The organism is Sphingobacterium griseoflavum, assembly GCF_014653155.1.
Classification (GTDB): domain Bacteria; phylum Bacteroidota; class Bacteroidia; order Sphingobacteriales; family Sphingobacteriaceae; genus Sphingobacterium; species Sphingobacterium griseoflavum.
This window is the reverse complement of record NZ_BNAF01000011.1, coordinates 72,345-85,868: the sequence shown is the minus strand read 5'-3', so window position 1 is coordinate 85,868 and position 13,524 is coordinate 72,345. Positions and strand designations below refer to the sequence as shown.

13 protein-coding genes are annotated in these 13,524 nt (G+C 46.2%); 8 read left to right on the top strand and 5 right to left on the bottom strand.

What is annotated here, in order from left to right:
• Positions 1 to 82: 82 nt before the first annotated feature.
• A complete protein-coding gene (mnmC2, locus tag IE165_RS14550) occupies positions 83 to 748 on the bottom strand; it encodes a tRNA (5-methylaminomethyl-2-thiouridine)(34)-methyltransferase MnmC2 (RefSeq protein WP_189627372.1) in 666 nt (221 codons plus the stop codon).
• A gap of 55 nt (positions 749 to 803) precedes the next feature.
• Here mnmC2 and IE165_RS14545 point away from each other — a divergent pair, with 55 nt between their 5' ends.
• From IE165_RS14545 to IE165_RS14525, 5 genes are all read left to right on the top strand, one after another.
• Positions 804 to 2,039, top strand: a complete 1,236-nt coding sequence (locus tag IE165_RS14545; protein WP_189627371.1) for a dicarboxylate/amino acid:cation symporter — start codon at positions 804 to 806, stop codon at positions 2,037 to 2,039.
• Between the two features lie 198 nt (positions 2,040 to 2,237).
• Positions 2,238 to 2,639 carry a cytochrome c maturation protein CcmE domain-containing protein gene (locus IE165_RS14540; RefSeq protein WP_189627370.1) on the top strand — a complete coding sequence of 134 codons (402 nt, stop codon included), beginning with the start codon at positions 2,238 to 2,240 and terminating at the stop codon, positions 2,637 to 2,639.
• An 80-nt stretch (positions 2,640 to 2,719) separates the two neighbouring features.
• Complete coding sequence (gene ccsA, locus IE165_RS14535) at positions 2,720 to 5,182, top strand: cytochrome c biogenesis protein CcsA (RefSeq protein WP_189627369.1); 2,463 nt, start codon at positions 2,720 to 2,722, stop codon at positions 5,180 to 5,182.
• A 42-nt stretch (positions 5,183 to 5,224) separates the two neighbouring features.
• Entirely contained in the window at positions 5,225 to 5,992 is a 768-nt protein-coding gene (locus tag IE165_RS14530) for a Rossmann-like and DUF2520 domain-containing protein (protein ID WP_189627368.1), read from the top strand.
• A gap of 208 nt (positions 5,993 to 6,200) precedes the next feature.
• Entirely contained in the window at positions 6,201 to 7,751 is a 1,551-nt protein-coding gene (locus IE165_RS14525; RefSeq protein WP_189627367.1) for an FMN-binding glutamate synthase family protein, read from the top strand.
• A gap of 43 nt (positions 7,752 to 7,794) precedes the next feature.
• Here IE165_RS14525 and IE165_RS14520 read toward each other — a convergent pair whose 3' ends face one another.
• The gene (locus IE165_RS14520) at positions 7,795 to 8,235 is read right to left on the bottom strand and encodes a MarR family winged helix-turn-helix transcriptional regulator (RefSeq protein WP_189627366.1); all 441 of its coding nucleotides are present in this window, start codon (positions 8,233 to 8,235) and stop codon (positions 7,795 to 7,797) included.
• A gap of 103 nt (positions 8,236 to 8,338) precedes the next feature.
• Here IE165_RS14520 and IE165_RS14515 point away from each other — a divergent pair, with 103 nt between their 5' ends.
• The gene (locus tag IE165_RS14515; protein WP_189627365.1) at positions 8,339 to 8,731 is read left to right on the top strand and encodes a hypothetical protein; all 393 of its coding nucleotides are present in this window, start codon (positions 8,339 to 8,341) and stop codon (positions 8,729 to 8,731) included.
• A gap of 55 nt (positions 8,732 to 8,786) precedes the next feature.
• Here the strand turns inward: IE165_RS14515 and IE165_RS14510 are convergent, their stop codons facing one another.
• Together IE165_RS14510 and IE165_RS14505 are read right to left on the bottom strand one after the other, a co-directional pair.
• Positions 8,787 to 9,116: a metal-sulfur cluster assembly factor gene (locus IE165_RS14510; RefSeq protein WP_229826573.1), complete on the bottom strand. Its 330-nt coding sequence runs from the start codon at positions 9,114 to 9,116 to the stop codon at positions 8,787 to 8,789.
• Between the two features lies 1 nt (position 9,117).
• The gene (locus IE165_RS14505) at positions 9,118 to 10,281 is read right to left on the bottom strand and encodes a glycosyltransferase family 4 protein (RefSeq protein ID WP_189627364.1); all 1,164 of its coding nucleotides are present in this window, start codon (positions 10,279 to 10,281) and stop codon (positions 9,118 to 9,120) included.
• Between the two features lie 68 nt (positions 10,282 to 10,349).
• Between IE165_RS14505 and IE165_RS14500 the strand changes: the two genes are divergently transcribed.
• Together IE165_RS14500 and IE165_RS14495 are read left to right on the top strand one after the other, a co-directional pair.
• Complete coding sequence (locus tag IE165_RS14500; RefSeq protein ID WP_189627363.1) at positions 10,350 to 11,327, top strand: polyprenyl synthetase family protein; 978 nt, start codon at positions 10,350 to 10,352, stop codon at positions 11,325 to 11,327.
• Between the two features lie 91 nt (positions 11,328 to 11,418).
• Positions 11,419 to 12,192, top strand: a complete 774-nt coding sequence (locus tag IE165_RS14495; RefSeq protein WP_189627458.1) for an amidohydrolase — start codon at positions 11,419 to 11,421, stop codon at positions 12,190 to 12,192.
• 84 nt (positions 12,193 to 12,276) lie between these two features.
• On the opposite strand, the gene IE165_RS14490 is transcribed toward IE165_RS14495, so the two are convergent.
• Positions 12,277 to 13,524: a cation:proton antiporter gene (locus IE165_RS14490; RefSeq protein WP_189627362.1), complete on the bottom strand. Its 1,248-nt coding sequence runs from the start codon at positions 13,522 to 13,524 to the stop codon at positions 12,277 to 12,279.

Below are 13,524 nucleotides of genomic sequence, written 5' to 3'. Positions count from 1 at the left end.
AGGTGACAAAAAATATTTTTGTCACCTCGTTTTTTATCCATCCATCCCATTGTTACCCCGGCACTTCATCCACTTGCCATCATTACGTTTTAATAGCGCGTAGCATCTCCCGTTTTCCAGGCGCGCCAGGGGCCTTTTCCACCGAAAATCCAAGCGTTTTCATCGAACGCTTCAAATTGCCGGTGATCGCATAGGTCACAAATACGCCCCCCACTTTCAAGAACGAACAAACCTTTGCGAGTGCTTCATCCGTCCACATTTCCGGTTGGTGGATTGCTGCGAATGCGTCGAAAAAGATGACGTCAAATTTATCTTCAGTCGTAAAGTCCAACAACTTCTCATGGGCGATCTGCCACTGCACATTCGGTGAGAGCCGCACTTTGTGCTGCATCGCTTTTTGATACTGTTCGGTAAATGCTGTCCATAGTGTGGCCTGCACAAATTGATCATATCCCGTTGCGAAAATAAGCGATTCTTCCAAGGGAAAAGCTTCAATCCCGCAGTACGTGATGTCGAGGTCCGCTTGAGCAGCATAATCTGCCGTCAGCAGGAAATTCAGTCCTGTACCAAATCCTACCTCCAATACAGCAGCCTGTTTGGTCTGCTCCTTTTGCAAGAAAAAAGCAAGCCCTGTTTCCAAGAACACATGACGACTTTCCTGCAGCGCCCCGTGCTTTGAATGGTAATGCTCCCCCACCTCAGGATGGTAAAGCGTTGACGATCCATCCCCCGTAATAACAAATTCCATACTTCCGCCTATTTTATCGCAAAACTAAATAAAAAACAAGTATTTTAGCCCGAACATGGGCAAGATTCTAGCAAATTACGGAAGTATCCTTCTTCTCCTTTTAGGTGTTAGCTTAGGAAGCATGGTGGGTTTATGGATCCCAAACCTAGTCGACTACCTCAAACCGCTAGGCGATATTTTCTTGAACCTGCTATTCGTATCCATCATTCCGCTTTTATTTTTCGCGATCTCCTCATCGGTAGCGAACATACAGGGCGAACAGAAATTAGGCAAAATCATAGGCTTGATGAGCATCGTTTTTTTGGTGACCATACTATTGGCATCGATAGCGACTATTGCGGCACTATACCTTTTCCCCGTTAACGCGGGCGTTGCACCAACCGGCGGGGTGGAAAACCCTATGGCAGACAACAGCAGTTGGGGCGACCGTATTGTTAGCTTCCTGACCGTATCGGAGTTTAACAACCTGCTATCGCGACAAAGCATGTTGGCCTTTGTGATATTCGCTTTCCTTGTCGGCATTTCGGCCCGGCGCGCCGGCACCGCTGCCGCGGCATTCGTAAACTTCCTCCAAGCCGGAAATGAAGTGCTAAAACAATTGCTTTTACTGTTGATGAAAGCGGCTCCAATAGGCTTGGGCGCCTACTTTGCCTTTCAGGTGAAGACCATTGGACCCCAACTTTTTGGCTTCTATGCCAAGCCAATGGCGCTCTATTACAGTTTCGGAACCGTATTTTTCCTCCTATTCTTTAGTCTTTACGCTTTCTTGGCCTATGGCAGAAAAGGACCCGCCGTTTTTTGGAAAAACAATATCATCCCCTCGCTAACCGCTTTAAGTACCTGCAGCAGCCTAGCCACAATGCCCGCCAACCTCACCGCTGCCAAGAAGATCGGCGTTCCAGCAGCCATTGCCAATGTCGTCATTCCACTGGGAAATACGCTCTATAAAAATGGCTCCGCTATTTCATCGATCCTCAAGATCTATGTGGCTTTTACGATGTTGGGATGGAACTTTTTTGATTGGGGCACCATCATTACCGCTATCGGCATCACGGTACTGGTCACGATTGTCGCCGGCGGCATTCCCAACGGTGGCTACATGGGCGAAATGTTGATGATTTCGGTTTATGGATTGCCGACCGAGGCAATTCCAGCAGTGATGATCATCGGTACCTTAGTAGATCCACTGGCAACGATTCTGAATGCCACAGGCGACACCGTTGCTGCCATGCTGGTTACCCGGCTTTCCAAAGAATCCTTCGCGTCGCTGGACGATGAAAAAGATTGTTAGTGGGTGTAACACTGCTGGTTGTAAAGTATATCTCAGGCAGTTAAATCTGGAGATCCGGTACATAATCCTATCGACCGAAATGTTAAACAACGTCAACACCACTCCATAGAACGGTTCTAAATAATATTCAAAGTTTGCCAAATTCATTTCTTGCAAAAGCATTTCGTAATTTTGTATTTTATTTAGACATAGCGCACTATGAAGAAAAGTTCAATTATCCTGATTGTTATCATCGCTGTAGCGATTTCCATGATACTGGTGATCTATACCGACTCGAGTACGTATGCTAACTTTACGGAAGCAAAGGAAAAACAAACGGAGCTTTATGTGGTCGGCGTATTAAATAAAGAGAAAGCCTTGCATTATGATCCGGTAAAGGATGCCAATCACTTTTCGTTCTTTATGTACGATAGTGATAGTACAGAATGCCAAGTGATCTTTAATGGTTCTAAGCCGCAGGACATTGAGCGCTCCGAGCAGATTGTATTGACGGGAAGGATGGATGGGAACATTTTCCACGCGAGTAAGATCCTCATGAAATGTCCTTCTAAATACAACAAGGATCAGGTCGAAGTGATCGAGACCACAGCCTCTTTGTAGCGCAGCGATAGGCTATGCGTTGCCACTCCTAGCAAGAGTGCCACTATCACATTTTTAATTTTTAATTTTCAATTTAAATAATGGACGTAAATTACGTTGGCGAGCAACTTTTACCCGGACAAATAGGTCAATTTTTTGTTATTTTGGCCTTTGGTTCTGCCATCCTATCGTGTGTGAGTTATTTTTTTGCCACACAGGAGCCCGACATAAAGTCTTGGCGAACCATGGGGCGTATTGGCTTTTGGACCAATCTCCTTTCGGTTGTATCCATCGGATCGTTGCTTTTCTACATCATTTACAACCATCTTTTTGAATACCATTATGCTTGGGCACATTCCTCGCGTTCGTTGCCTACACATTTTATTATTTCGTCCTTTTGGGAAGGCCAGGAAGGTAGTTTTTGGCTATGGATGTTTTGGCAGGTGCTGTTAGGCGCGGTGCTCCTTTTCCGAGCCAAAAGTTGGGAATCACCGGTCATGACCTTCGTTATGCTCAGCCAAACGTTTCTAGCGTCCATGCTGATCGGGATCGAGTTTTTCGGATCCCGCATAGGAAGCTCGCCCTTTATCCTCCTTCGCGACGCCTTGGTAGCGCCAATTTTTAAAGATCCGAACTACCTATCGATGATTGCCGATGGAAGTGGTCTAAACGCTACCTTACAGAATTATTGGATGGTGATCCACCCACCTACGCTTTTCTTAGGTTTCGCATCTATGATCGTACCCTTTGCCTATGCGGCCGCTGGCCTTTGGACCAAACGTTTCAAGGAATGGATCACCCCAGGGTTGCCTTGGGCATTATTTGCCGTTATGGTTTTAGGAGCTGGGATTATCATGGGCTCTTTCTGGGCCTACGAAGCTCTTAACTTCGGCGGTTTTTGGGCTTGGGATCCTGTGGAAAATGTTTCCATTATCCCTTGGTTAACCCTCATTGCAGCCGTACACGTGATGGTGGCCTATAAAAATTCTGGGCATGGTTTCTTTACGGCGACCTTTTTAGCATTGATCAGCTTTGTGTTGGTGATCTATGCTTCCTACCTGACGCGAAGTGGCGTTTTGGGCGAAACCTCCGTCCACTCTTTCACCAGCCTGGGGATGTCTGGACAGCTCATCGCCTTCAACGTCACGTTTCTACTATTGACCATCCTGTTTTTGGTAATGCGCAATAAAGAAATGCCCTCTACCCAAAAAGAAGAAGATATTTATTCGCGGGAATTTTGGCTATTCATCGGTGGTTTGGTGCTCACCGTAGCCTGCATACAGATGATTGCGACCACATCCATACCTGTATTCAACACAATATTTGGAACCAAAGTAGCGCCTCCTATTGATCCTATCCCGCACTACAACAAATACCAAGGTGCCTTTGCTGTCGTCGTGATGTTGCTGACAGCCTTCACACAATTCTTGAAATACAAAAAAACGGACAGCCGCAAGTTTTGGGCCGCGACATTGGCGTCTTTCATCATGGCCTTCATTATCGCGGGTTTGATCATATATTTTGCAAAGCTTTATGGCAATGCGATGTACATACTCTTGACATTTACCTGTGTATTTTGCTTGTTGGCAAACTTGCGCGTGTTGGGCGATGCCGTAAAAGGAAAATGGCGCTTGGCAGGATCGGCCGTGGCACACATCGGCTTTGCCCTGTTGTTACTGGGTGCTTTGATTGCAGCCGCGACAAATGAAGTCATGTCGGTCAATGAAAGCAAATATATTGCCGTGCAGAACTTCGGTAAAGAAGGCGATAAGTTCTCCGATCCGGGCGAAAATCTGTTTTTGACACAAGACGAACCCGTCCAAATGGGCGATTATCGCGTCACCTATATCGGTGACAGTGTCGCCTCGCCAAATGTATACTACAAGATCAAATATGAGCGATTGGATGAAGAAAGTGGACAAGTCAAAGAATCTTTTGTGCTAAGACCATACGCGCAGAACAATCCCGACATGGGAGGGCTGATTGGCACACCAGGCACCCACCATAGTATCACCCACGATATCTACACATTGATTACGGCCGCAGCATCCGAATCGCAGGCAAAAGCTTCCGGTATGCCCGAAGAAGAAAAAACGGGGTATGAAGACTATGAGGAGCCTGCAACCTATCAGGTCAATATAGGCGACACGCTACGTTACCGCAATGGGTATTACGTCATTGAGGGAATAAATAGGAATGCTAAACTGAATAACATTCCGAAAGGGCCCGATGATATCATCGTGGGATTAACGATTAAAGTGGTGACGGCTGACAACAAATCTTATCCCGTGGAACCGGTATTTGTAATCAAAGATGGGAATACCTACGATTTCAACAAGGACGTCGCGGAAGAAGGCTTGCGCTTTCGTTTCACCAATATCCTGCCAAAAGAAGATAAGCTTGAGATCATGCTGTATCAAAAGCCCCTACCCGAGAAGAAATGGGTCGTGTTTAAGGCCATTAAGTTTCCGTTCATCAATTTCTTTTGGGCGGGTACCATTATTATGACACTGGGTTTTGGTTTATCCATCTATCGTCGCCTAAAAGATGGCAAATTTAGTTAGTCGTCCATTTTTTGGAACATTGTCATGCTAGTTTTGGAGCCCATGAATATCACAATTTTAGGCAGCGGCAATGTCGCCACACATCTCGCAAAAGCTTTTCTATCCGTTGGTCATCATATCGGGCAAGTCTACAGCAGAGACCTTGGCCACGCGCAAACATTGGCCTCGCTGATCGGGGCGCAGGCGACAGCTAGCGTAACGAAATTACATGCCGATGCAGACCTGTACCTTTTGGCCGTTACCGACGATGCTATTGCCCACCTAGTAGATGAACTTCCGCACACGCTTCGCGGCATGGTGGTGCATTGCTCTGGCGCCACCGATTTAGATTACCTAGCGCGCTTCCCGCGACGTGGCGTCATTTATCCACCGCAAAGCCTCCAAAAAGATATATATAGCGAATTGGCGGATATACCCTTCGCCGTGGAAGGTCATCCAAAGTCTGCTGAGGATGAATTGCTCGCAATGGCACGGAAGTTTGCTCCCACCTCCTTTCGCTGCAACAGCCGGCAACGTTTGGCTTTGCACATCGCCGCGGTATTTGCCAACAACTTTACCAATAGCCTATTTCAGATCAGCTATGAACTGCTTCAGGCCGAGGGGTTGCCATTCGACCTACTGCACCCCATTATGCAAGAGACGGTACAAAAGGCGCTGCAGCATGAGCCTCGAACGATACAGACGGGCCCTGCCCTACGTGGGGATAAATTGACAATAGAAAAACATTTACAGTTTATCAGTAAAAAGTCGAATTGGGTCAAAATATATCAACAACTAACCGAAGAAATCCGTAGTAAAAAGCTTAATTGACCCAATACATTAGCAAATAAACAAATCTTCACCGAACATCGTTCTTTTTTCTTAATCCTGTAATTAGTTCCTAATTTTGCAACGGCCGCAACATGATGTATCCAGTATATGTCGTAAAACCTGACGCCAATGGCTCGTGTTTTGCTAGCATCAGCAGGTAGTATGCGCTGTGGAATCGGAATGGCGGGCAGCATAAACACATTTATTTATGGCACTTAGAAAACTAATTCTTGCTACGATAGTCCTTATCAATCTGATTATCGTGTCGTTCGGCATCATTTTCACAACAAGTTGGTTTTGGCTCCTTTTGGTCCCTTTCCCTTTGTTGATATTGGCCGTGATTAACAGTACACAAACCCGACATGCTATTCTTCGGAACTATCCGGTGGTGGGCTATTTCCGGTTTTTTTTCGAGAGTATCCGCCCAGAGATGCGCCAATATTTTTGGGAATCGGACACCGATGGTCGTCCTTTCAATCGGCGGCAACGATCGATTGTTTACCAACGCGCCAAAAACGAGCGTGAAACAGTAGCGTTTGGCATGCAGTCCGATCCACAAGCGATCGGTAACGAATGGGTAGCACATTCCGTGTTTCCCTGCCATATCGAAAACCATGACCTTCGCACCACTGTAGGCAACCATCTGTGCAAACAACCCTACAGCTTAAGTGTATTCAATATTTCAGCCATGAGCTATGGCGCATTGAGCAAGACGGCTATTCGTGCGTTAAACAAGGGCGCTGCCCTGCAGAATTTTGCACACAATACCGGAGAAGGAGGCATCAGTCCCTATCACATCAGCGGAGGCGACCTGATTTGGCAAATCGGCACCGGCTATTTCGGGTGCCGCAACGAGATGGGCATGTTCGATGCCGAATTATTTGCAGAAAAGGCAGCGCGTCCGTACGTCAAAATGATCGAACTGAAGCTGTCACAAGGAGCCAAACCGGGGCACGGAGGCATCCTTCCCGCGGCAAAGAACACACCTGAAGTCGCAGCTATCCGTCATGTCGTGCCTGGAACGGATGTCATGTCACCGCCAGCGCACAGTGCTTTCCGTTCGCCCGAAGAAATGATGCATTTCATCCAGCAATTGCGCGAACTATCCGGCTACAAGCCGGTAGGCTTTAAGATGTGTATCGGTGACAAACAGGAGTTTATCGATATCTGCAACGCGATGTTGCAAACCCAAATCTTTCCAGACTTTATCGCGATAGACGGATCCGAAGGCGGAACGGGAGCAGCCCCATTGGAGTTTACCGACAACTTGGGTATGCCACTTTATGATGCATTGACCTTTGTTACGACCACGCTCATCAAATTTGGCGTTAAAAAACATATTAAGCTCATTGTCTCCAGCCGCATCATTACAGGATTTGACTTACTTAAGGTAATCGCGCTGGGTGCGGACGCCTGTTACAGTGCACGTGGAATGATGTTCGCACTGGGGTGTATACAAGCATTGAAGTGCAACGAGGACGTTTGTCCGGTAGGGGTAGCGACGCAAAGACCGCAGCTCTACAAAGCACTCGATGTCCAAGATAAGTATGTTCGGGTAGCCCAATTCCACCGTAACACCTTACGTGCCACGGTGGAAATCATGGAAGCCTGCGGCTTTAAAACGTTGGACGATGTTTCGGCCGATAAATTCTTCCGCAAAGTCGATACTATCAATACGTTGAGCTTTCAAGAGATTTATTTCCGGGACACCGGAAAGTTAGTCAACAGCCACAGTGCTTTCGAAGCCCAAGAGTTTTAGGCTTTGCTGGAGGCAATACCACCTGTGCATTGCCTCCAGGCACTTATTTCAAGTTTGTGTACAAGACATCCAATGTGTTTTTTGCGCGGACCATATCCTCGTAGGGCAATCCATCAAACGCTTGGCCGATGGTTCGGGTAGCCTGTTGCATGCAGGCCTCTCGCAATTGCCTCCCCTGCTTTGTTAAGAAGATCAAATTGGAACGCTTGTCCTGTTTGTCATTAACGCGCATCACCAGTTTAATCTTCTCTAAATTATTGATAAGGCGGGATACGCTGGGTTTGTCCCGGAAGGTCAGGCAGGCCAGCTCCTGTTGCGTCCGCCCTTCCTCCATCCATAGATAGTATAGCAGGGACCATTGCTCTGATGTCACGTTGATGCCTTCTTCTTTTAAATTTCGCTGGAGCCTCCTCGCTAAGGCAGCAGTGGCTTTTCCGGTCAAAAATGAAAAAAACTCATCGGCATGTTCGAAATTTCCAGTCATAAAGGATAATATTTGGGTTAGTTGTTTATACAAACAAAATAAAAAACGGACGTTAATGCAAATTAAATTTGACATTTATGTGTTTTTTATATAATTTCCCAAAATGGAGAGCTTTTTACCTGTATTATTGATTATTGCCGGTGTAATGTATAAGATTTACTCGGAGTACCAAAAGGAACAGGAGAAGGCTCGTAGACGGCAACCGCAGGTACCCCCAATACCGCCTACAACAGCGGAACCCGTTACGAAGATGCGGAAGGCCAAATCCATCCCGCCCCCAATAAGGAAGCAGATGCCATCACGCAGCAGGGTAGTTGTAGAAGAAATGGTGCCCAGTGAAGTACAGCAGCTCCGAGAAAAGAAAAAGGTAATGAAGGAGCATAGCAAAGCCATACCGGCGCCCAAACTAGAGGTTCTTCCGGAGCACTCGTTGGATTTCGACCTACGGCAAGCAGTTATTCAATCTGCTATACTGGAAAGACCTTATCGCGATTAGCTTCCACCAACGGCAGGAATGATTATGCACGCTGCCGACTGTTACATACATTTGCCTACAAAAAACCAAGCTCTAGCTTGGCCTCTTCGGTCATCATATCTTTCGTCCAAGCTGGATCAAAAGTCAATTCCACCAATGCCTCATTGACCCCTTCGACAGCAGCCACCTTCTCCTGCACCTCGTTCATGATCTCTCCGGCGACGGGACACCCCGGTGCGGTCAGTGTCATGACGATTTTAGCGATACCGCCCGGTTTGGTAATAATTTCATAGACCAATCCCAAATCGACAATGTTCGCGGGACGTAATTCCGGATCGTAAACGGTCTCTAGCTGTGCCTGAATCTTGTCCGCGAGATGCAGCGGATCCATAATGATTATAGCCATATTATATTTTTTTATTTTCCGCTATGGCTTCCTGATAGATGGATACCAATCGTTGCATATTTTTTTCCATGGTATAATGTGCTTCGTATTCCCGTTTGCAATTTTGTCCGATTAACGTCTTTTGCACCGGATCTAGCGTTCTCCATTGCCTGATCTTGTGCTGTATATCTTCTTTTTGAAAGGGATCAACATGCATACCTGTATACAAAGGTACCACCATTTCTTTTAAAATACCAATTGCGCTCGCAATAACGGGTGTGCCCTGCGCAAAAGCTTCGATAATGGTCATGGGCATCCCCTCGTAACACACGGAAGGCACCACGAGGGCATCGGCAGCCGCAATGGCGCTAGTCAACACCTCGCCAGATTGGTAACCCATATACCGGATTTGAGGGTGGTTTTCAATCAATTGCAGCACATGTTCAAGTTGCGGCCCCGCGCCATAGATATCCAAAGGCACATGCATACCAACAAGGGCTTCCACAAGCGGCACGATACCTTTTTCTTCAGCAAGTCGTCCTATATACAGCAACCGATCATTTTTCTGTACATCTATAGGATGCAGATCGATGCTATTGGGACGTACCACAAAACGATCCTGCTGCACGGGGAAACTACTGCTTTGGAAGAGCCGCTTCGCAAAATCGGACAGCACTACGTAGCGATTAACGCCCTTCCAAGTACCCAGTTTACGGTGCACCCAATAGGTAAATCCGGTCAAGAATGTTTTCAAGATCGAATGATCCAGCACGCCTTTCTTGATCGCTGTCCAGGGAAAATCTTCCTGTAGGCTTTCCGTAAAAATTTTCCCTGAGGCGAAGAGGCTCGCCGAGGGACATAAGAGACGGAAGTTATGTAAAGTCATCAGCACCGGAATCCCGGCTCGGCGGAGGCGCCTAACCACCCAAGGTCCAATGCCATAATGGAGATTATGGATATGAACGACATCTGGAGAGAAAGCTTGCACCTCCTTCAAAATATGTTTCGCTTCCAGCAAGTTTGTCGGATAGCTTAGGTACTGCATAAAACCTCTTAGGCCCTTTACATTGCTGCAGGTGTACACTTGTACATCGTTCTCCTTTGAAAGCTCGCGCACTTCCTGCTCAAAAACCTGATCTTCGCCGCCAGCATGTTGATAAAAGTTATGAATAACAAAAATACGCATGATGTTACGCTTTTCACAAAGATAGTATTTACGTGAGAATACGTATCTTCGCCTAACATTTTTTAGCTATGTTCCAAAATCTAGTACACGCAAAAATTTTCCAATCCTATATCGAGCAATCCCAGTTTCCAACTGCTCCCAGCAACCTGTACGATCCGATTCGATACATCCTTTCCCTTTCCGGTAAACGTATACGCCCGATGTTGGTCAGCATGGGTACGGCATTGTTTGACGAAAAACAAGTTGAAGCGTCCCTACCTGCTTCTACCGCAATAGAATATTTCCATAACTTTTCGCTTATCCATGACGACATTATGGACAAGGCTCCACTACGACGTGGAAAACAAACGGTACACCAAAAATGGAATGACAGCGTAGCCATACTATCCGGCGATGCTCTACTCGTGAAAGCCTACGAGGAGCTGGCCAAGTGTCCTGCTGATAAAATGGTGCCCTTGTTGCAGCTGTTTAATCGGACGGCATTAGCCGTGTGCGAAGGGCAGCAGTACGATATGGACTTCGAGATACGTCCTGACGTGAGCGAGGATGAATACATAGAGATGATACGTCTAAAAACATCCGTGTTGCTGGGCTGTGCGCTGCAGATGGGCGCTATCATTGGTGGTGCGGGAAAAGACGAGCAAGAGCTGCTTTATGATTTCGGTGTTAACTTAGGCATTGCTTTTCAGCTTCAGGACGATTTGCTCGATGTGTATGGCGATCCAAATACGTTTGGAAAGCAGGTTGGCGGCGATATATTATCTAACAAAAAGACCATATTGTTTATACAGCTCCAAAAAAAGCTGCAGGGTAATGATCTGCAATTATTCGAACATTTGCTGGCCTGCGATGTACAGCAGGAGCCCGATAAAGTAGCAAAAATGCAGACGCTTTATGCAAAATATGACATCCAGAACATCGGGCTGGCTTTAAAGGAAGAATTTACTGCGCTTGCTTATGATCGGTTGCGGGCTATTTCTGTCGAAGAATCAAAAAAAGATCAACTATTTTCGTTAGCGGACGCTTTGATGCATCGCCAGCAATAGTAATTTGGACTAATCATTGCTAACCTACTAGTTTTTTAGTAATTTGTCAAAACATCAAGTTTAAACTTAAGAGCGATTGCGCATGGCAGATATGGAACCGATAAAGATTACAACATTCCAAGCATATTTATTTTGGGAGAACGCAGAGAAAAACCTACAGAATTTATCACTGCGGCTGTCGGGATTAAAGGAGAAGACTGATTTAATTATCCTACCGGAAATGTTCAATACGGGCTTCACCATGAATGTGGAAAAATGTGCCGAAACGATGAACGGAAAGACCATGCATTGGCTTTACGAGCATGCGAAATCTTACGATTGTGTCATCGCAGGAACACTTATTATCGAAGAACAAGGTCACTATTACAATCGATTTATATGGATGTCTCCTGATGGCAGCTTTGTACACTATGATAAGCGACACCTGTTTGGAATGGCGAACGAAGATCAGGTTTTTACTGCGGGAACCTCACGCATCGTGTTAAACCTCAAGGGGTGGAAAGTTTGTCCGATGATCTGTTACGACCTTCGTTTCCCGGTCTGGTCGCGAAATCTAGGCGCTGCTTATGACCTCTTGGTGTATACGGCAAGCTGGCCGGATAAGCGTTCGGCCCATTGGAGATCCCTGATTCCTGCGCGTGCCATTGAGAATCAAGCCTATGTAATCGGTGTCAATCGTGTGGGTTATGACGGCAACGAAATCTATTATTCCGGTGGATCCATGTGTATCTCACCCATGGGGGATGTGGTTTATTATAAGCCTGAGGATGAAGATCTGTATACGTTTACGCTCAATCCGGCCGACCTCTTGAAATCCAGGGAACAATTACCGTTTTTGAGAGATGCGGATCATTTTTCCATGTAGTGCTTGCTAAATCGTTCAACACATTGGATGACATCTTTATGAACCAACTTAATCGCCGGGTGGCATACCTATGGGATGAAGCGCTTATGGAGATTGTTTGATTGCTTCTTCCAATTGTTCGAGTGTTTTCTTTGTCTTAACCGGCGCTTGATCTTTTCCAAAAAGCAGATACCATAGATTTCTAGATTCTTTGGTCAAGAGTGGCGAAACAATGGATAAAATCAAAACATATACCACGACAAATGACTGAATAACAGGCATTAAAGCCCCTGCCTTACCTATGTTAGCCATGATAATTGAAAATTCACCTCGTGCAGACAATGTAAAGCCTATATCAAAGGATGCTTTAGGCTTTCTACCCGCAAATTTGGCTGCGAAATAGCCGGAAGCCAAATTGCCCAAGATCGTGACTACGGCAGCAACGCCAGCCCATCCCACCGCGCCGCCCAAGGTATACATATCGATGGATAACCCAAAGCTGAAGAAAAACATCGCTCCAAAAAAATCCCGATAGGGAGCAACTAGACCTTCAATCTTCTTGATGTACTTTGAATCGGCAAAAACCAATCCGGCCATGAGGGCGCCTATCGCTTCCGCAACATGTATAGTTTCCGAAAAACCTGCTATAATAAATAGAAGGCTGAATACAATCAATATAAATAATTCCGGCGATTTATCCTGTAACAACTTGTCGATCGCAGGAACAAGCTTTCTGCCCAGTACCAAAAAAGCCAAAATAAAGCCCAAAGCCAACATGGATGTTCCCAGCACCGACCAAAAGGAAGTTCCGCCCGTTAAAATCAAACCGGACAAGAAGGAAATATGCATCGCAATGAATAAATCGTCAAACATGATCATCCCCATGATAATCTCCGTTTCTGGATTTGCCGTTCGCTTCAGGTCTGTCAGCACTTTCGCCACGATAGCCGTCGAGGAGCTTGTCATTACGCCACATAGCACCATAGCTTCTTTGAAGGGCAGATCCATCAGCCAGCCGATCAACAGCCCCGACACGAAATTGAGTGCTACGTATATGGAACCACCGGTAACGATCGCTTTGCCGGATTTCATCAGACGACCGACGGAAAACTCCAGTCCCAAGTAAAATAACAGGAAAAGAACACCCAAGCGACCCATAAAATCGATGAAGGGTTTGCTCGCCGTAAAGGTCAGATCGATATGTCCAAATTGAGGAGCGTGCTGGCCCACCACCATACCCACAATAATAAAAAACGGAATAACCGAAAAGCGCAACCGATTGGCCAATAGGCCAACGATGGCAACTAAGAAAACAGCAATACCGACTTCTAATACTAAGGTAGGTGATAACAT

Bases quoted from the DNA above. Each gene is read 5' to 3' on its own strand.
- mnmC2 (WP_189627372.1), bottom strand. From the start codon at position 748: ATGGAATTTGTTATTACGGGGGATGGATCGTCAACGCTTTACCATCCT.
- IE165_RS14545 (WP_189627371.1), top strand. From the start codon at position 804: ATGGGCAAGATTCTAGCAAATTACGGAAGTATCCTTCTTCTCCTTTTA.
- IE165_RS14540 (WP_189627370.1), top strand. From the start codon at position 2,238: ATGAAGAAAAGTTCAATTATCCTGATTGTTATCATCGCTGTAGCGATT.
- ccsA (WP_189627369.1), top strand. From the start codon at position 2,720: ATGGACGTAAATTACGTTGGCGAGCAACTTTTACCCGGACAAATAGGT.
- IE165_RS14530 (WP_189627368.1), top strand. From the start codon at position 5,225: ATGAATATCACAATTTTAGGCAGCGGCAATGTCGCCACACATCTCGCA.
- IE165_RS14525 (WP_189627367.1), top strand. From the start codon at position 6,201: ATGGCACTTAGAAAACTAATTCTTGCTACGATAGTCCTTATCAATCTG.
- IE165_RS14520 (WP_189627366.1), bottom strand. From the start codon at position 8,235: ATGACTGGAAATTTCGAACATGCCGATGAGTTTTTTTCATTTTTGACC.
- IE165_RS14515 (WP_189627365.1), top strand. From the start codon at position 8,339: ATGGAGAGCTTTTTACCTGTATTATTGATTATTGCCGGTGTAATGTAT.
- IE165_RS14510 (WP_229826573.1), bottom strand. From the start codon at position 9,116: ATGGCTATAATCATTATGGATCCGCTGCATCTCGCGGACAAGATTCAG.
- IE165_RS14505 (WP_189627364.1), bottom strand. From the start codon at position 10,281: ATGCGTATTTTTGTTATTCATAACTTTTATCAACATGCTGGCGGCGAA.
- IE165_RS14500 (WP_189627363.1), top strand. From the start codon at position 10,350: ATGTTCCAAAATCTAGTACACGCAAAAATTTTCCAATCCTATATCGAG.
- IE165_RS14495 (WP_189627458.1), top strand. From the start codon at position 11,419: ATGGAACCGATAAAGATTACAACATTCCAAGCATATTTATTTTGGGAG.
- IE165_RS14490 (WP_189627362.1), bottom strand. From the start codon at position 13,524: ATGTTATCACCTACCTTAGTATTAGAAGTCGGTATTGCTGTTTTCTTA.